Origin of the sequence: Paracoccus sp. (in: a-proteobacteria) (assembly GCF_032007265.1) — a bacterium.
Taxonomy (GTDB): domain Bacteria; phylum Pseudomonadota; class Alphaproteobacteria; order Rhodobacterales; family Rhodobacteraceae; genus Paracoccus.
Genome location: NZ_DALZMB010000092.1, coordinates 1 through 15,043, shown reverse-complemented (window position 1 = coordinate 15,043; position 15,043 = coordinate 1). Strand labels below are relative to the sequence as shown.

At 60.0% G+C, this 15,043-nt stretch carries 25 protein-coding genes and 1 tRNA gene; 9 read left to right on the top strand and 17 right to left on the bottom strand.

Features of this window, described 5'->3' with window-relative positions; translation table 11 throughout:
- The 9 genes from RTS12_RS16310 to RTS12_RS16270 all read left to right on the top strand — a co-directional run.
- Window positions 1-566: phosphopantothenoylcysteine decarboxylase (locus RTS12_RS16310; RefSeq protein WP_312530395.1), on the top strand; the 566-nt coding region annotated here is incomplete at its 5' end.
- Window positions 563-1,639: a cysteine desulfurase family protein gene (locus RTS12_RS16305; RefSeq protein ID WP_312530393.1), complete on the top strand. Its 1,077-nt coding sequence runs from the start codon at window positions 563-565 to the stop codon at window positions 1,637-1,639. The genes RTS12_RS16310 and RTS12_RS16305, both read left to right, overlap by 4 nt.
- Window positions 1,632-3,161: a Fe-S cluster assembly protein SufB gene (gene sufB / locus RTS12_RS16300; RefSeq protein ID WP_312530391.1), complete on the top strand. Its 1,530-nt coding sequence runs from the start codon at window positions 1,632-1,634 to the stop codon at window positions 3,159-3,161. Before RTS12_RS16305 ends, sufB begins: the two co-directional genes overlap by 8 nt.
- A gap of 70 nt (window positions 3,162-3,231) precedes the next feature.
- On the top strand, window positions 3,232-3,990 hold the full coding sequence (sufC, locus tag RTS12_RS16295; protein ID WP_312530389.1) for a Fe-S cluster assembly ATPase SufC: 759 nt from the start codon (window positions 3,232-3,234) through the stop codon (window positions 3,988-3,990).
- Complete coding sequence (locus tag RTS12_RS16290) at window positions 3,987-5,333, top strand: SufD family Fe-S cluster assembly protein (protein ID WP_312530387.1); 1,347 nt, start codon at window positions 3,987-3,989, stop codon at window positions 5,331-5,333. Before sufC ends, RTS12_RS16290 begins: the two co-directional genes overlap by 4 nt.
- Entirely contained in the window at window positions 5,330-5,833 is a 504-nt protein-coding gene (locus RTS12_RS16285; protein ID WP_312530386.1) for a hypothetical protein, read from the top strand. The genes RTS12_RS16290 and RTS12_RS16285 overlap by 4 nt, the downstream gene beginning before the upstream one ends.
- Window positions 5,830-6,420 (top strand): YIP1 family protein, encoded by a 591-nt coding sequence (locus tag RTS12_RS16280; RefSeq protein ID WP_312530384.1) that lies wholly within the window; start codon window positions 5,830-5,832, stop codon window positions 6,418-6,420. Before RTS12_RS16285 ends, RTS12_RS16280 begins: the two co-directional genes overlap by 4 nt.
- Window positions 6,417-7,628 (top strand): cysteine desulfurase, encoded by a 1,212-nt coding sequence (locus RTS12_RS16275; protein ID WP_312530382.1) that lies wholly within the window; start codon window positions 6,417-6,419, stop codon window positions 7,626-7,628. The genes RTS12_RS16280 and RTS12_RS16275 overlap by 4 nt, the downstream gene beginning before the upstream one ends.
- 47 nt (window positions 7,629-7,675) lie before the next feature.
- Window positions 7,676-7,752: transfer RNA gene (locus tag RTS12_RS16270), tRNA-Arg, on the top strand.
- Window positions 7,753-7,775: 23 nt separating this feature from the next.
- On the opposite strand, the gene RTS12_RS16265 is transcribed toward RTS12_RS16270, so the two are convergent.
- The 17 genes from RTS12_RS16265 to RTS12_RS16185 all read right to left on the bottom strand — a co-directional run.
- Window positions 7,776-8,858 (bottom strand): tyrosine-type recombinase/integrase, encoded by a 1,083-nt coding sequence (locus tag RTS12_RS16265; protein WP_312530380.1) that lies wholly within the window; start codon window positions 8,856-8,858, stop codon window positions 7,776-7,778.
- Entirely contained in the window at window positions 8,855-9,088 is a 234-nt protein-coding gene (locus RTS12_RS16260; RefSeq protein WP_312530378.1) for a DNA-binding protein, read from the bottom strand. The genes RTS12_RS16265 and RTS12_RS16260 overlap by 4 nt, the downstream gene beginning before the upstream one ends.
- 83 nt (window positions 9,089-9,171) lie before the next feature.
- Complete coding sequence (locus RTS12_RS16255; protein ID WP_312530376.1) at window positions 9,172-9,504, bottom strand: nuclease domain-containing protein; 333 nt, start codon at window positions 9,502-9,504, stop codon at window positions 9,172-9,174.
- Window positions 9,501-9,848, bottom strand: a complete 348-nt coding sequence (locus RTS12_RS16250) for a hypothetical protein (protein ID WP_312530374.1) — start codon at window positions 9,846-9,848, stop codon at window positions 9,501-9,503. The genes RTS12_RS16255 and RTS12_RS16250 overlap by 4 nt, the downstream gene beginning before the upstream one ends.
- Window position 9,849: 1 nt before the next feature.
- On the bottom strand, window positions 9,850-10,026 hold the full coding sequence (locus RTS12_RS16245; RefSeq protein WP_312530372.1) for a hypothetical protein: 177 nt from the start codon (window positions 10,024-10,026) through the stop codon (window positions 9,850-9,852).
- Window positions 10,027-10,035: 9 nt separating this feature from the next.
- Window positions 10,036-10,740 carry a phage replication initiation protein, NGO0469 family gene (locus RTS12_RS16240; RefSeq protein WP_312530370.1) on the bottom strand — a complete coding sequence of 235 codons (705 nt, stop codon included), beginning with the start codon at window positions 10,738-10,740 and terminating at the stop codon, window positions 10,036-10,038.
- Between the two features lie 12 nt (window positions 10,741-10,752).
- On the bottom strand, window positions 10,753-10,980 hold the full coding sequence (locus tag RTS12_RS16235) for a hypothetical protein (RefSeq protein ID WP_312530368.1): 228 nt from the start codon (window positions 10,978-10,980) through the stop codon (window positions 10,753-10,755).
- Window positions 10,977-11,186 (bottom strand): hypothetical protein, encoded by a 210-nt coding sequence (locus RTS12_RS16230; RefSeq protein ID WP_312530366.1) that lies wholly within the window; start codon window positions 11,184-11,186, stop codon window positions 10,977-10,979. Before RTS12_RS16230 ends, RTS12_RS16235 begins: the two co-directional genes overlap by 4 nt.
- Window positions 11,183-11,443 (bottom strand): hypothetical protein, encoded by a 261-nt coding sequence (locus RTS12_RS16225; RefSeq protein WP_312530364.1) that lies wholly within the window; start codon window positions 11,441-11,443, stop codon window positions 11,183-11,185. The genes RTS12_RS16230 and RTS12_RS16225 overlap by 4 nt, the downstream gene beginning before the upstream one ends.
- Entirely contained in the window at window positions 11,443-11,619 is a 177-nt protein-coding gene (locus RTS12_RS16220) for a hypothetical protein (protein WP_312530362.1), read from the bottom strand. The genes RTS12_RS16225 and RTS12_RS16220 overlap by 1 nt, the downstream gene beginning before the upstream one ends.
- Window positions 11,619-12,350, bottom strand: coding sequence for a Lar family restriction alleviation protein (locus RTS12_RS16215; protein ID WP_312530360.1), 732 nt, complete (start codon window positions 12,348-12,350; stop codon window positions 11,619-11,621). The genes RTS12_RS16220 and RTS12_RS16215 overlap by 1 nt, the downstream gene beginning before the upstream one ends.
- An 81-nt stretch (window positions 12,351-12,431) precedes the next feature.
- The gene (locus tag RTS12_RS16210) at window positions 12,432-12,608 is read right to left on the bottom strand and encodes a hypothetical protein (protein WP_312530358.1); all 177 of its coding nucleotides are present in this window, start codon (window positions 12,606-12,608) and stop codon (window positions 12,432-12,434) included.
- Window positions 12,608-13,183 carry a hypothetical protein gene (locus tag RTS12_RS16205; protein ID WP_312530357.1) on the bottom strand — a complete coding sequence of 192 codons (576 nt, stop codon included), beginning with the start codon at window positions 13,181-13,183 and terminating at the stop codon, window positions 12,608-12,610. The genes RTS12_RS16210 and RTS12_RS16205 overlap by 1 nt, the downstream gene beginning before the upstream one ends.
- Complete coding sequence (locus RTS12_RS16200; protein WP_312530355.1) at window positions 13,183-13,395, bottom strand: hypothetical protein; 213 nt, start codon at window positions 13,393-13,395, stop codon at window positions 13,183-13,185. Before RTS12_RS16200 ends, RTS12_RS16205 begins: the two co-directional genes overlap by 1 nt.
- Before the next feature lie 272 nt (window positions 13,396-13,667).
- Window positions 13,668-14,009 (bottom strand): hypothetical protein, encoded by a 342-nt coding sequence (locus tag RTS12_RS16195; RefSeq protein WP_312530353.1) that lies wholly within the window; start codon window positions 14,007-14,009, stop codon window positions 13,668-13,670.
- Window positions 14,010-14,224: 215 nt separating this feature from the next.
- Complete coding sequence (locus RTS12_RS16190; RefSeq protein ID WP_312530351.1) at window positions 14,225-14,620, bottom strand: helix-turn-helix transcriptional regulator; 396 nt, start codon at window positions 14,618-14,620, stop codon at window positions 14,225-14,227.
- Between the two features lie 197 nt (window positions 14,621-14,817).
- The coding region (locus RTS12_RS16185; protein ID WP_312530349.1) for a hypothetical protein at window positions 14,818-15,043 on the bottom strand (226 nt) is incomplete at its 5' end.

Here is a 15,043-nt window from a genome sequence, read left to right as displayed (position 1 = left end):
CGGCCATTGCCGATGCGTTGCGCCAATTGGGCGCGAGGGTCAGTTTCGTGACCGGCCCGGCCAGCGTTCCCCCGCCAGAAGGGGTCGAGGTCATCCCCGTTGAAACGGCGGCGCAGATGCGCGAGGCGGTCGAGCGCGCCTTGCCCGCAGATGTTGCGGTTATGGCCGCCGCTGTGGCGGACTGGCATGTCCTGAACGCGCGTGACAGCAAGATCAAAAAGGATGGATCCGGACAGATCCCACCGCTCGAGTTCAGCGAGAACCCGGATATTTTGGCTTGGATCAGCCATTTGACGGATAAGCGGCCTGAATTGGTCATCGGCTTTGCCGCTGAGACCGATGATGTGGTGGGCTATGCCACGGCCAAGCGATTGCGCAAGGGCTGCGACTGGATCATCGCCAATGACGTGCATCCCTCGACCGGGATCATGGGCGGTCCTGAAAACGCGGTCACGCTGATCTCTGATCAGGGGGCAGAAAGCTGGCCGCGCATGCCCAAGGCCGAGGTCGCGCGCAAGCTGGCCGCGCGGATCGTGGCGGCTTTGCGCGAGGACGATGCAAAATGAGCCGCGCCTATCTGGATTGGAATGCCACGACGCCCCTGCGTGCACAGGCGCGCGATGCAATGCTGGCCGCGACCGAGATCGTCGGCAACCCGTCCTCGGTTCATGCCGAGGGCCGGGCCGCGAAATCCGCAATCGAGCGTGCGCGCGAGGACATCGCCGCAGCGCTGGGCGCAGAGGGCGCGGATGTGATCTTCACCTCTGGCTCGACCGAGGCAGCGGCTTTGGCATTGGCGGGGCGCGATCTGGCCTGCGCGGGTGTGGAACATGATGCGGTCAAGGCCTGGTGTCAGCAGATTCTGCTGACGGATGCAGATGGGCGCGTGAGCGTGCCCGCGCCCGAACGCGCCAGCCTGCAGATTGCCAATTCCGAAACCGGGGTGCTGCAGCACTTGCCCGAAGGGCTAGCGGTCAGCGATCTGACCCAGGCCTTTGGAAAAATACCACTTGCCTTCAACTGGTTAGGTGTCACTGCTGGTTTCGTATCGGCCCATAAGCTTGGCGGACCCAAGGGAATTGGCGCATTGGTCGTCAAACGTGGCACCGATATCGAGGCCCGCATCAAGGGCGGCGGACAAGAGCAGGGACGCCGTGCCGGGACCGAGAATTTGATCGGAATCATGGGTTTTGCGGCTGCTGCAAAAGCGGCTCAAAATGATCTAGATCAAGGTTTGTGGGACAAAGTGTCCGAAACCCGCGATTCGTTGATCGCCAGACTGGAATCCGGGGCGGAAGATGTTACATTCTTGGGGCGCGAATCCCGCCGCCTGCCGAACACACTCGCATTGCTAACCCCAGGGTGGCGCGGTGAGACGCAGGTGATGCAGATGGATCTTGCCGGATTTGCCATTTCGGCAGGGTCGGCGTGCTCCTCGGGCAAGGTCCGGGCCAGCGGTGTTTTGCAGGCCATGGGGATCGATCCCGAACACGCGGGCGACGCGATCCGCATCTCGTTCGGGCCTTCCACGGCTGAACGGGATGTTATGCGTTTTGCCGACGCCTGGCTTGCCTCGTGGCAGCGCTGGCGCGAACGGAATAGAGGGCGGGAAACCGCAGGAAAGGATAACCATGGCTGATCTGGCTACCTCCCCGGAGCTTGAGGTCCGCGAAGGCGTTGACCGTGAGACCGTCGAAACTGTCCAGAACATGGGCAGCTACAAATACGGCTGGGATACCGAGATCGAGATGGAATACGCCCCTAAGGGGCTGAACGAAGATATCGTTCGTCTCATCTCGCAAAAGAACGAAGAACCCGAATGGATGACCGAGTGGCGCCTTCAGGCTTTCCGCCGCTGGCTGACCATGACCGAGCCGAAATGGGCGATGCTGAACTATCCTGAGATCGATTATCAGGATCAGTATTACTACGCGCGCCCCAAAAGCATGGCTGAAAAGCCCAAGTCGCTGGATGATGTCGATCCCAAGCTTTTGGCGACCTATGAAAAGCTGGGCATTCCGCTGCGCGAGCAGATGATCCTGGCCGGTGTCGAGGGCGCCGAGGATGCCCCCGCCGAGGCCCGCAAGGTCGCGGTGGATGCGGTATTCGATTCCGTGTCCGTCGGCACCACCTTCAAGGATGAGCTGGCCAAGGCCGGTGTCATCTTCTGCTCGATCTCCGAGGCGATCCGCGAACACCCCGAACTGGTCAAAAAGTACCTAGGTTCGGTCGTGCCGCAGACGGACAACTATTTTGCGACCCTGAACTCGGCCGTTTTCTCGGATGGCTCGTTCGTCTACATCCCGCCGGGCGTCAAATGCCCGATGGAACTGTCGACCTATTTCCGCATCAATGCCGAGAATACCGGCCAGTTCGAGCGGACGCTGATCATCGCCGACAAGGGCAGCTATGTCAGCTATCTTGAAGGCTGTACCGCGCCCAAGCGTGACATTGCCCAATTGCACGCCGCGGTGGTCGAGCTGGTGATTTTGGACGATGCCGAAGTCAAATACTCGACGGTTCAGAACTGGTTCCCCGGCGATGAAGAGGGCAAGGGCGGCATCTATAACTTTGTGACCAAGCGTGCGGATTGCCGTGGCGCAAGGGCCAAGGTGATGTGGACCCAGGTCGAGACCGGCTCGGCGATCACCTGGAAATATCCGTCGTGCATCTTGCGCGGCGAGGAAAGCCAGGGCGAGTTCTATTCAATCGCCATCGCCAATAACATGCAGCAGGCGGATACCGGCACCAAGATGATCCATCTTGGCAAGAACACGCGCTCACGCATTGTTTCCAAAGGTATTTCCGCCGGAAAGGCGCAAAATACCTATCGCGGTCAGGTCTCGATGCATCCGCGCGCGCTGAACAGCCGCAACTATACGCAATGCGACAGCCTGTTGATCGGCGATCAATGCGGCGCCCATACCGTGCCCTATATCGAGGTCAGAAACACCTCGAGCCGGGTCGAGCATGAGGCCACGACCTCGAAAGTCGATGATGATCAGCTGTTCTATTGCCGCGCGCGCGGCATGGACGAGGAAGAGGCCGTGGCGCTGGTCGTCAATGGTTTTTGCCGCGAGGTTCTGCAGGCCCTGCCGATGGAATTCGCCATGGAAGCTCAGGCCTTGGTCGCGATCTCGCTTGAAGGTTCGGTCGGCTAAGCGCCGCAAGGAATATAACGGCGCCGGGCAAGGCCCGGCAGCAGCCGATACGAAATGGTAAGGGAAGAATATGCTGGAAATCAAAAACCTCTGCGCCGAACTTGAGGATGGCAGCAAGCAGATCCTGAAAGGGGTCGATCTGACGGTGCCGGCTGGTCAGGTCCATGCAATCATGGGTCCGAACGGTTCGGGCAAATCGACGCTGTCTTATGTTCTGTCGGGCCGCGATGGTTATGAGGTCACGGATGGTGGCGCCACGCTGGATGGCGCCGATCTGTTGGAAATGGAGCCCGAAGAGCGTGCGGCAGCAGGCCTGTTTCTGGCCTTCCAATATCCGGTCGAAATTCCGGGCGTCGGCAACCTGACCTTTTTGCGCACTGCGGTGAACGCACAGCGCAAGGCGCGTGGCGAAGAGGAACTCTCGGCCGGGGACTTCCTGAAAGTCGTGCGCGAAAAGGCCAAAAGCCTGAATATCGACGCCGAGATGCTGAAGCGTCCGGTGAACGTCGGTTTTTCGGGTGGCGAGAAAAAGCGCAACGAAATCTTGCAGATGGCAATGCTCGAGCCCCGGATGTGCATTCTGGACGAGACGGATTCGGGCCTTGACGTTGATGCTATGCGTCTGGTTTCCGAGGGCGTGAACGCGCTGCGCTCGCCCGAGCGTAGCTTCCTGGTCATCACCCACTACCAGCGTCTGTTGGACCACATCCGCCCCGATGTTGTTCACATCATGTATAATGGCCGCATCATCAAAACCGGCGGTCCTGAACTGGCGTTGGAAGTCGAAAAGAACGGCTATGCCGAGCTTTTGGCGGAGGTCGCGGAATGACCGAGCTTGCTGTCCGCGCATCTGCGCAGGCCGTGCATGCCTCGGCTTCGCAGTCGGGCGAGGCGCTGAGCCTGCGCCTTGCTGCGCTTGATCTGCCCAAGGGTGGTTTTTCGGCCGGGGCACGCCAGGATGCGAATGCGCGTCTTGCTGCGATGGGCCTGCCGGGACCGCGCGATGAATATTGGCGCTATACCGCCCCGGCGGTCTTTAACGCCCCTCAGGCCGCTGCGGTCGAAATCCCGGATGATGCCCAGGATTCCCCTCTTTTTGATGGGATCGAGCGGCTGAAGCTGGTTTTCGTCGACGGTCATTTTGATGCGGCCTCCTCGGATGATCTTAGCGAGGCCGGGATCGAAATCTCGACCCTTGCTGCTGCAGAGGCTGATGGCGCGCATTGGGCCAAGGCTTATTACGGCATGCAAGAGGCTGCCGGACAAAAGCCGGTTTTGCGTCCCTTTGCGGCGTTGAACACGCTGGCTGCGACCGATGGTGTGCTGATCCGCGTCACCGGCAAAGTTGCCCGCCCGGTCCATCTGATCTATCGGCGCCAGGCCGCAGCGGCGGATGTGCATCTGCATCACGTCGTCCGGATGGAACCCGATTCTGAGGTGACACTGCTGGAAACCGGGCTGATCGGCGCACGTTCGAACGTGGTCATCGAGGCCGACATCGCCGATGGCGCGCGTCTGCATCATCTGATGGCCAAGCGCGCCGCCGAGCCCAAGGTCGGGATCAGCTACCTGTTCGCACGGGTTGCGGCCAATGCGCTGCTGAAATCCTTTGAGCTTTCGGTCAGCGGTCGTGTCATGCGTCACGAAAGCATTGTCGATATCATCGGCGATGATGCCGTGGCCCATGTCGCGGCGGCCGCTTTGGGGGATGGGACGCAAGGCCCGTTCCACCATGACAACACCGTCTATATCACCCATGCGGCCGAGCGGTGCGAAAGCCGTCAGGTCTATAAAAAGGTGCTGAAAAACGGTGCGGTCGGGGTGTTCCAGGGCAAGATCCTGGTCAAGCAGGGCGCGCAAAAAACGGATGGCTATCAGATCAGCCAGGCTCTTTTGCTGGACGAAGACAGCCAGTTTCTTGCCAAGCCCGAGCTGGAAATCTACGCCGATGATGTGAAGTGCAGCCATGGCTCGACCACCGGGGCATTGGATGAAACCGCATTGTTCTATCTGCGTTCGCGCGGCGTTCCAAAAGAGCGGGCAATCGTCCTTTTGGTCCTGTCCTTCCTGGCTGATGCCTTGGAAGAGGTCGAGGATGAGGTTCTACGCGAGCGCGTGCTGGAACGGCTGGAAGACTGGCTGACCGAGCGGGCTCAGGCAACCTCCGCATGAGTCAATCGCGCACAGCTCGGCCGGGCATCTTGCCACGTGTGGTGAAAAGCTGGTGGCGGCCCGGTGCGGTTGTGCGCGAGTTGCGTGGAATGCCAGATCGCGTTCTGATCGTCCTTTTGATGGTCGCAATGTTGATCTTTCTGGTGGCTCAGGCCCCCAGCCACGCGCGTGCCGCTGAAATCGACCCCTCCATTCCGCTGAATGCGCGCATGGGGGGGGCCGTTCTGGCGGTGATGTTCATGATGCCGGTATTGGCCTATGCGCTGGCCGCCTTGGTCGCGGCGGTGTCGCGGCTGACGGCACGCCCGCTGACGCCCGAGGATTCTCGCCTTGCGCTGTTTTGGGCGCTTCTGGCGGTTTCGCCAGCAATGTTGCTGTCAGGGATGACGGCCGGGCTAGTAGGGCCGGGCCCCGCGCTGACGCTGACGCAGGCTGTGGCTGGCCTTGGATTTCTCTTTATCTGGGGTGCGGGATTGCGTGCCCTTGCAGGACAAAAATGAATTTCAAGCAAATCGGCGATCTGGCCATCTTGACCGTAAAAGAGCCCATGCTTGGGCTACGCGCGCTGCAGTCACTGGATCTTCCGGTGGCGGCGCGCTGGATGGCGCTGGTGTTGGCGGTGGCGCTGTCGACACTGCTTGCGGGCGTGGTGCGGTTGCTGTTTCCGGTTCCGGTGGAAAACTCGGTCTCGCGGTTGATTGCGCAGCCCGCGCTTTTGGCGTCGATCCAGTTTACGGCAATGGTGGGATCGGCGCTTTTGATGACCTGGGTCGGGCGTCTGTTCGGCGGCAAGGGACAGTTTGAAGACGCGCTTCTGATCACCGCCTGGATCGAGATGATGCTGGTTGGCGTGCAGGCGGTGCAGGTGGTGTTGATGGTGGTCTTTCCAGCATCGGCGCCCATCATGTCTATTCTTGCTTTCGGTCTGTTTTTGTACCTGACCGTGATGCTGACCAAGGCCTTGCACGGTTTCCAAAGTGCGTTTCTGGTTATCCTCGGGTTTATCGGCACCATGTTTGTCGTCGGTTTCGCCCTGTCTTTCATTGCCGTATCCTTCGGCATCATGCCCGAGATTGTCGTCCAATGACCTATGAAATAGCTAAAATCCGCAGCGATTTCCCGATCCTCTCGCGAGAGGTCAATGGCCGTCCGCTGGTCTATCTGGACAATGGTGCCTCGGCCCAAAAGCCGCAGGTGGTGATCGATGCGATCACGCAGGCCTATGAGATGGAATATGCCAATGTCCATCGCGGTTTGCACTATCTCTCCAATCTGGCGACTGATCACTACGAGGCAGTGCGCGGCAAGATTGCCCGTTTTCTGAATGCGCCACACGAGGATGAGGTCATCTTCACCTCGGGCGCGACAGAGGGGCTGAATCTGATCAGCTACGGCTGGGCCGCGCCGCGTTTGCAGCCCGGCGATGAGATTGTGCTGTCTGTTCTCGAGCATCATGCCAATATCGTGCCTTGGCATTTTCTGCGCGAACGTCAGGGCGTCGTTTTGAAATGGGTCGAGCCCGAGCCGGATGGCAGCCTGCCCCCTGAAAAGGTTTTAGAGGCGGTCACCCCGCGCACCAAGCTGATTGCCGTCACCCATATGTCGAATGTGACCGGTACGCTGGTTGATGTCGGCGCGATCGCGCGGGGCACGGATGTGCCGGTGCTGGTCGATGGCAGCCAGGCGTCGGTCCATGTGCCCGTCGATCTCAAGACGCTTGGCGTCGATTTCTATGCCATTACCGGCCACAAGCTGTACGGACCTTCCGGCTCGGGTGCGATTTGGGTTTCGCGCGCGCGGCAGGCCGAAATGCGGCCATTCCTGGGTGGCGGCGACATGATCCGTACCGTCAGCCGCAACAGCGTTGAATATGCCGAGCCGCCGTTGAAGTTCGAGGCAGGCACCCCCGGCATCGTCAATCAGATCGGTCTGGGCGTCGCGTTGGATTACATGATGGCGCTCGGGATGGAGAATATCGCCGCGCATGAGCACCACTTGCGTGATTACGCACGTGAGCAGCTGCGCGCATTGAATTGGCTTGAGGTCCAAGGCGATGCCCCCGGCAAAGGCGCGATTTTTTCGCTGACGATGGAGGGGGCCCATGCCCATGACATCTCGACGATTCTCGACAAGCGCGGCATTGCTGTACGGGCAGGGACGCATTGTGCGATGCCTTTGCTGGATTTCTACGGCAAGACCGCGACCGCACGCGCCAGCTTCGCCCTTTATAACACCACCGAAGAGGTCGATGCGCTGATTGACGGCCTGAAGTTTTGCCGAGAGCTTTTCGCCTGAAACCCCATTGCGGCCCGGTGCATTACGCGGTAATCACAGACCAGTCCGCACCCATAGCTCAGCTGGATAGAGCGCTGCCCTCCGAAGGCAGAGGCCAGAGGTTCGAATCCTCTTGGGTGCGCCATTGGCTCATTCTCTTATTGAAAACTAAAGACTTTTCGCGATTTTTGTATCGCGGTCGGCGGGTGATACAACGTTCCGTTCTGTTCCCGGTCCACTTATCAGCCGTTTCATTTGGGCGGCGCGGGTGTATTGCTCGACCTCTTGGAGCGTTTTGTGGCCACCCCAAGCCATAATTGCGTGCGCGGTTCCGCCCGCCTCGGCGATATCGGTCAGGCGCGCCTTTCTGAGCCCGTGCGCCGTGCAGTCTTGCAGGCACGCGTCCCTCGCGGCATCGGCAATCACGTTCGACAGGCCCTTGTGGCTGCGCACTTTTCCGTTCGAGGTCGCCAAGAAGGTAAAGCCGCCTTTGAGGTGCTCGACTGCTTTGTGGACCGTTTCGCGCTCATCCAGCCACGAGGCTGCGAAATCCGGCAGCGTCGCAGTCCACGGCACATAGGCGGGGCCCTTGGTTTTGCTCTGGATGAAGGTCAGGATACCGTCCTTGCCGACGTGCGAGGGCGATAGGTTGACCGCGTCGATCGTGCGGGCTGCCGTCCAGTAAACCAGCTCGAAGCAGGCGCGTTGAACTGTGCCGACGGCCCACCTGCCGCGATAGGCGGCAATGTCCTCGGCTGTCCATTTCTTGTGACCGACAATGGTTTCCTTTCTCTTTGAAACCAGCGCGGCGGCGTCCTTTTCCCCATGCCCCGTGACTTTCGCGAATTTGCTCAGTTTCCGCCAAGTTTTCAGGCGAGCATTCGCAGGGTTTGGCGGCAGCTTGGCCAGATCTGCTTCGATGTGACGCGGTTCGATCAGGCGGAACTGCACGTCGGCATACGCCGCTTTGATCTGCTCCGCATTGCGCTTGAGAATCGCCCGATAGACGGAGCTACCGGACAGGAAATCTTGGGACGCCAAGAAGCTGTTGACGACGGACGCGACCGATCCTGCGCTTGCACCGCGCAGGGCTTTGGCTTGGATGGAGCCAGCCTGAGCTTGGGCGGTGGCCCACGCAGCGATGAAATCGGGGTGAAGCTCGGGAAGGTCGGGCAGGCGAACGCCGGTCGCGCGGTGATATTTCACCACCCGCTCACCGCGCTTCTGCCGCCTGATTCCCTTCAATCTCATAGTCCGAATGCCTTATCAGTGAGCGCGGAGGCTGCTGTGTCATCTTGCCCCTCGTAGGGTAGGGCGCTCGCATAATCATCCAGGTCAAACCGGTCATAGAGGCGCTTAGCCCTCATCTCCTTGCGGGGCAGGCCAAGTGAGCGCAGCGTGGTCGCGGACATTCCCAGATAACGAGCGGCCTCTGGCTCAGCGAGCAGGCGCGGCGCGAATGAGATATCAGCTTTCGGCATCGCTTTCTCCATAAAAGCCCCCGGCAGCACCCCGCCGCCGGGGAAGTTGGCCGCGCCCGAGCAGGTGGGCGAGGCTGGCAGTCTCAGCGGGGGACCACGATTAATCCCGCAGCCAGCAGGCGCATCTGCGTCTCGCACATGGCCCGCAGAATATCGTCCCAGCCCATATCGCTCTCATGGGCATGGCACATGTGGCAGCCGTAATAGCCAAAGAGATCCGGCACTTTCATGCCCATCCCGCCCAGGCCAAATCGGCGCACCGGGGCGTGGCAGAACACGACGGTGCTGGGATCGTGATTGCACCAGTCTGAGCGCATGGTGCAGGTCTGGCCGCGTGCGCTGTCCCGGATTGCTGTGCTGACGATCTTGCCGACCTTCTGGCCGAGCGGGCCGCGAAACTGATGCGCGAAGTTCATGCCGCACTCCCATATCCACGCTCTGCGGATCGCTGATTGGCGTTAAGCGACCGCCAGTATTCGATCCGCATTTTCGCGGCCTCGCGCTTCGCCCGAAGTTCTTCATAAGCCTGCGTCGCAGCGGTCAGATCATTGATCGCTTGAAGGTACTGCGACGAGGCGTATGCCTCTGTCTCTTGCGCCGACACAGCCTTGGCATTGCTCATGCGCATCGCCATTGCTTTGACCACGCGCAGCATGTTCTCGGCGCGGGTTAGGTCAGCACGGGCAGCGGCGATTTCAGCGGCGCTCTCGATCAGGTATTCGGTGGCTCGTGAGGCGCGGGCGCGGTCGTCGTCGGCCATGTCAGCAAGCCCCCGCTATAGCGAAGCGCTTGTCATAGACGCGTTTGGCGTCCTTCGGATCGATGCCGAATTGCTCGCTTGCCTCGGCTGCCATCCATGCGCCATCGTCTGCATGCTCGGGAAACATCGCGATAAGGGTATGCAGCACTTCAACGATGCGGTCGGTTTTGTGGGTCATGGCGTCACCTCAGAACGGGATCGGGTCTGAATCGAAATCGTTTACTTCACGACTTGCTGATGAGTGCTGTGACTGATTTGCCGATTGACCGTCTCGATGGGGTTCGCCTTGCTCTGCAACGTAGCGCATCGTGCCGCGCTCAATCAGGTAAGAGCCTTCCGGGCTGTCCGCGATCTGCGCCTTGATCCGCTTCGGCAGCTTGTCGAAGGTAGCTTGATCGAAGTTGTCCAGATCGAAGAAAATCAACTCGCCCTCAGCCTTCGGCCAGCTGTCTGCTTTTCCGGGGAAGCGCATGATAGTGCGCAGATTGGCATAGGTCCTGCCATTGCCGCCGGTCTCGTGCATGACTTGCGCATAGCACGGGACGCCGATAAGTCGGCTGATACGGAAGCCGTTGCCGTTCGACCCGGCGAAATCTTCCGGCTTGAACGGGACGCCGCGCCAATCCTCAAGGAACTTTCGCAGATTAGCTTTCTCGTGGAATGACCAGTTGAAGCGTTCGCTATGGAGATGGGGCAAGTCTTTCCCATCAATCTCCGTTCGGACGCCGGGAACCTCCCAAGTGATCAGAATCTTCCGCTGGTGCTTGATCTCACCCTTGTATTCGCCCTGATGAGTGCCAAGGTCGATCACCCGGCAACAGATCATTTCGTGCTGGCCTTCGGGCGTGGGCCTGAAGTCGCCGCCTTTGCTTTCCTCGATGTAGTCGACCATTTTTATGTCTCTCTATGATGCTTCATGAAGTTCGTTTGGTTCTAGATATTGGGGCCCGAAGGCGGCGACTTCTGCTTCGTGTTCACGGATCGCGCGGGCCATGCCGTCGCGGAACGCCTTAGAAAAGAGGCTGTAGGGTGCGACCTGTCCGGTTTCCCGCTCCCAAGCCTTTGCGGCCTTCCACATCTCGTCACCGACACAGCCGCGGATATGCAGAGGGGTAGGATGAATATGGCTCATTGCTCGTCCCCCATCGTGTCGAAGCAGAAGGCGCAGAGCATGGGATCGCTCTTGCTCTGGATCGCGTGAGGGTCGTGGTTGTCGCTGTCTGTGTCGGCGAAGTCGCAGCCGCATTTGCAGCAGGCTTCGAAATCTTCAGGCTGCCAGACCGCGCCATAGTAGGCGTCGGCGGAGATCATGTTTCCGTCCAATGCGTGCCGGTTCATGCTGCATCCTCCAGCGTGATCAGTTCCTTGAAGCCTGTCCCGTCACATGCGGGGCAGTCGCAGCCGTCTGAGAGCTTCGAACGGCCCCGGCACAGTGGGCAGAACTTGCTGCCGGGCAGGGCGATTGGTGGCGGGCGATAGTTGCCGCGTAGGCGGACCTTCTCGGCCTCTCGGTAGGCTTCCAGCTCATCAGCTTCCCTGCCTAGCTGTTCCCATGCCTCATCAGTGAAGTGCGCAGAGTGGTTGTAACTGGACATCACCAGCCCTCCACAGCCGCCGCACATTCATCTGGCGTGTAGCCAGCGCATGCGGCAGGGCGGGTGGCTGCGGCATCGACAACCGCGCCAATAGCGGGGGCGACGAGCCAGACCGCAAAGCCGATCAGGATAGGCAGTGCGATGAGCATGAGGCCGATGTAGAGGGCGCGGGTCATCACACGTCCCCCTTGAGCTTCGCGTGGGCGGCACGGTCAATCGCGCGACCAGATGCGGGAATGAGCAGGTCATACGCCTCGCGGGCCCAGTCGTAAGCTGTCGAAGGTTTTGCGTCGTCGGGCAGGCACAGCAGGTCATGCAGCTTTCCGCATGCTTCTGGAATAGCCGTGGCATCATCAGCAATGCCCTCAACGATCTTGGCAAGCTCGGCCTCTGCCTTCTCGGCGCGGGCGCGGATCATCGGTTGGACTTGCTCGACAGCGATCCGCTGCTTGTATTCCGCGACCTCGGCCCGGTTGGTCAGCCGCTCGTTCTCGGCTTGCAGCGCGGTCAGGGCGGTGGCGGCTTCCGCCATGGTCTCGTCTGCATCGTCAACGTCTTCGATGGTGCACGATGAGTAGTGGCGCACGATACGGGTCGTTCCCTGTCGCAACCGCTCCACCAGCCCCTCGACCTCGGCAGGCGCAGAGGGGGCGGCGAGATCGGCGCGGCGGTTCCATGCGGCGATGGCTTCGGCAATGCAACGATCGCGGTCTGCTTGATTGTTCATCCAGCCGGGATCGTCGCTGACCATTTCAGCCTGACATCCAGAGCAGATTACCTTGCCCCGCCCGCCGCCGTCAGAGTTATCGTTGTAATGCCAATCAGCCTCTACGTGCCCCCCGCAGAACGGGCACGGCAGCAGCTCCGGCGCTGCCTGATCGGTCGGGACGTTCGGTGCGCGGGTCATGCCAGCACCGCCCGGCCAACCACGGCCCAGAAGGCGACAACGCCGATAGCCATAGCGAGCCACGTGATTGCGCAGGTCCAGTCAATGCGTTGTTGCATGGCGAGCCTCCGAGGGCATGGCGTCCCAGAATTGATCGATGTCGTTGATGCGGGCGATAAGGGCGTCTGCGGCAGGCTTGTCACCGCAGGCGCGGGCGAGTTTGACCTGCGCGGCATAGGCGTCGCGTGCTTCGGCCATGATGGGGCGGGGGTCGATCATCACGCGACCTCCCCGTTGCGGGCCGCGAGCATGGAGCGCAATTCGTCTCGCTCCGCCATTATCTCGCGCAGGTTTCGGAGGATGTGTCCCTTCACCTTCCTTGCGTGGATCTTCGCGTTACTGCTTGCAACCCTCAGCCGCGGAGCTTCGATCAGGGCCTGATATGCCCAGTAGGGATAGACCTCCCCCTTGTAAGCCGAACGCATAGCCGCCAACGCCTCAGGGTCCCACGCACCGACACTGAAAACGTAACACTTGAGCAGGCCAGCATTGGTGGCCCATGCAGCGTCGATCGCGCCAGCTGGATGGGAGTGCCACCACTGGCCGGACGCTCGAATTGATCCACCATCCCTGAGGGGGATATCGAAGACTGCGCCAGCGAATGCTTTGAAGCGCCCATGAGGGGTGTCGTGCTGATAGAGACTAACGAACGGCCCGTCGCGCCCGACAAGGCAGTTGCCCTCTTGGATATATTTCACCGAAGGAGCACGATTGAGGACATATGCTTCGCCCCCATTCATGCGAACTACGGCCTCGATTTCAAAATGCTCGCCATCGTTGATGCGCTCCGCCATCACGCGCGCCCTCCCATACCGCCGCGCGGTGTCGATCGGTCGGCGCTGAGCTGAATCCCAGCCATGACAGCGGGGTCGAGGACTGGAACCACGTCAAGCGTGACGCGGATCTTGGGGTTGATGATGCTGCCCAACCGACGGAGCTGAGCCGGGGTCAGGTTCTCAAAGCCGATGATCGGCAGGCGGGTCGCGCTGGTGGGGCAAATGTCCATCTCGTTAGTCCATCTCAAAGGGTTTTCCGAGCATCACCCAGTTGCCGTCTGGCGGTCGGGGTCGTCGTCGGTATGTCTTTAAGATGTATCCGCTATCGAGGATAGTCAAGATAATACATCCCCTAAAGAGGATATAATTTTGAGACCTATCCGCACCTATGCTATCCTGCCCCTGCCAGCGCTGTGCTGGCGCACATCAAAAAAGCCCGCCGAGTCGGGCGGGCGAGGGGCTATGAGGCTTTTAGTGGTTGTGGTTGTCTACTTGGTGTCCATCATAGGTCTTTCACTGCTTGTTGGCTTTCTGGATCATCTATTGCGGCTACAATGAAATGACAGACCGCATAGATCACGGTGAATGTTAGGTGAGCAGCCGTTGCGATGGTCGCAATTGCTGAGGCCTTGATGAACCACCCAAATGGAGCGATGAAGATCAGCGACATGGATGCGATCATCCCGAGCCCCGTAACGGGGAATAGCACACCAATGGCCGGGTCCATAGCTATCAGAACCTTTTTCATGTTGTGAGGCGCAGTAATCGAGGCGCCAATGAACGCGCCTCCAACCATGGCGTAGGCGGCAATGATCGATGCGCAGACGAACTCAATCAAGCCCATCGTTTAGGCCTCCCGATTCTCTCCCCATATCTTGCCCGTCCGGCTCGCTCTTGCCGAGTCCCAACCACACCTCCACCGCACGTTGCGGTTGCACGTTCACGATTTGTACTGCTAGGCTGGTCCTGTAACGGGTGAGGACGTGATGGACGTGCATGAGTTTATGTTGGTGCTGGCGGGAATGACCGCAGCTGAAAAGCGAAAGCTCTTGGCTGCGGTCAGGGCGCAGACTTGCGCCGCAGAAGTGCAAGCACCGCATCTCGTGTTTCCGGATCGTCCCGCATTGCCGCAATGATTTCGGCATCTTCGGGCTGAACATCTACGCCATAAAGGATGTAGGAAGGGCTTGTCCCAATCTGCTTGCACAGCTCCATCAGGTTTTCGATGGTGGGTGATTTACCCTCGGAAAGCAGAGAGTGAACGTAGCCCGGTCCCTTGCCTGCTGCCATTGAAAGGCTTCTCAGGCTGCGACCAGATTGCTTTACCGCGGCTGCAAGCCGCTCTCTCCAGGCATCGTTTTCCATGCCGAGAGTATCCGCGAAAGCGGAGATAATCGCACGTCCTCTATAGAAAACACTTGCTGCATCCTCTAAAGCGGATACAATGCAGCTCATGACAAAACATTCCCGCACTTTGTTGCAAGAGATTGACGCCTTCCTGAAGGAGTCAAACCTGAAAGCAAGCTACCTCGGTAAGGCTGCGGCTGGGAATTCCGAGTTAGTTTCACGGCTTCGCGCCGGTGGGCGCGTGTGGCCCGAGACTGAGGCAAAAGTTCGCTCCTACATTGCGGCCCGCAAAGAGGCCATCCGCTCTAGCGGACATGTGCACAACGCTCAGCAAGATCAAGGCGTTCCCTCGAAAAAGCGGCGGGGCGCGGCATGACATGCGCTGCGACCACACAGGATGCCCCGGTATCGGCAACTTCGGCTGGACGGCTCCACCTGACCATCCCCGCCAGAAGCGCCCGCTCCGTGCCTGCCGCGACCACCGCGAATGGGCGGAAACGCGGTGGCAAGAAAAATACCATGCCGGATCTC

Coding starts and splice junctions, on each gene's coding strand:
- RTS12_RS16235 (WP_312530368.1), bottom strand. CDS start 10,980: ATGAGCCATATTCATCCTACCCCTCTGCATATCCGCGGCTGTGTCGGT.
- RTS12_RS16240 (WP_312530370.1), bottom strand. CDS start 10,740: ATGGTCGACTACATCGAGGAAAGCAAAGGCGGCGACTTCAGGCCCACG.
- RTS12_RS16220 (WP_312530362.1), bottom strand. CDS start 11,619: ATGACCCGCGCCCTCTACATCGGCCTCATGCTCATCGCACTGCCTATC.
- RTS12_RS16285 (WP_312530386.1), top strand. CDS start 5,330: ATGAGTCAATCGCGCACAGCTCGGCCGGGCATCTTGCCACGTGTGGTG.
- sufC (WP_312530389.1), top strand. CDS start 3,232: ATGCTGGAAATCAAAAACCTCTGCGCCGAACTTGAGGATGGCAGCAAG.
- RTS12_RS16210 (WP_312530358.1), bottom strand. CDS start 12,608: ATGATCGACCCCCGCCCCATCATGGCCGAAGCACGCGACGCCTATGCC.
- RTS12_RS16280 (WP_312530384.1), top strand. CDS start 5,830: ATGAATTTCAAGCAAATCGGCGATCTGGCCATCTTGACCGTAAAAGAG.
- RTS12_RS16230 (WP_312530366.1), bottom strand. CDS start 11,186: ATGAACCGGCACGCATTGGACGGAAACATGATCTCCGCCGACGCCTAC.
- RTS12_RS16255 (WP_312530376.1), bottom strand. CDS start 9,504: ATGAACTTCGCGCATCAGTTTCGCGGCCCGCTCGGCCAGAAGGTCGGC.
- RTS12_RS16290 (WP_312530387.1), top strand. CDS start 3,987: ATGACCGAGCTTGCTGTCCGCGCATCTGCGCAGGCCGTGCATGCCTCG.
- RTS12_RS16205 (WP_312530357.1), bottom strand. CDS start 13,183: ATGGCGGAGCGCATCAACGATGGCGAGCATTTTGAAATCGAGGCCGTA.
- RTS12_RS16200 (WP_312530355.1), bottom strand. CDS start 13,395: ATGGACATTTGCCCCACCAGCGCGACCCGCCTGCCGATCATCGGCTTT.
- RTS12_RS16215 (WP_312530360.1), bottom strand. CDS start 12,350: ATGACCCGCGCACCGAACGTCCCGACCGATCAGGCAGCGCCGGAGCTG.
- RTS12_RS16250 (WP_312530374.1), bottom strand. CDS start 9,848: ATGGCCGACGACGACCGCGCCCGCGCCTCACGAGCCACCGAATACCTG.
- RTS12_RS16275 (WP_312530382.1), top strand. CDS start 6,417: ATGACCTATGAAATAGCTAAAATCCGCAGCGATTTCCCGATCCTCTCG.
- RTS12_RS16245 (WP_312530372.1), bottom strand. CDS start 10,026: ATGACCCACAAAACCGACCGCATCGTTGAAGTGCTGCATACCCTTATC.
- RTS12_RS16305 (WP_312530393.1), top strand. CDS start 563: ATGAGCCGCGCCTATCTGGATTGGAATGCCACGACGCCCCTGCGTGCA.
- RTS12_RS16190 (WP_312530351.1), bottom strand. CDS start 14,620: ATGAGCTGCATTGTATCCGCTTTAGAGGATGCAGCAAGTGTTTTCTAT.
- RTS12_RS16195 (WP_312530353.1), bottom strand. CDS start 14,009: ATGGGCTTGATTGAGTTCGTCTGCGCATCGATCATTGCCGCCTACGCC.
- RTS12_RS16260 (WP_312530378.1), bottom strand. CDS start 9,088: ATGCCGAAAGCTGATATCTCATTCGCGCCGCGCCTGCTCGCTGAGCCA.
- RTS12_RS16225 (WP_312530364.1), bottom strand. CDS start 11,443: ATGTCCAGTTACAACCACTCTGCGCACTTCACTGATGAGGCATGGGAA.
- RTS12_RS16265 (WP_312530380.1), bottom strand. CDS start 8,858: ATGAGATTGAAGGGAATCAGGCGGCAGAAGCGCGGTGAGCGGGTGGTG.
- sufB (WP_312530391.1), top strand. CDS start 1,632: ATGGCTGATCTGGCTACCTCCCCGGAGCTTGAGGTCCGCGAAGGCGTT.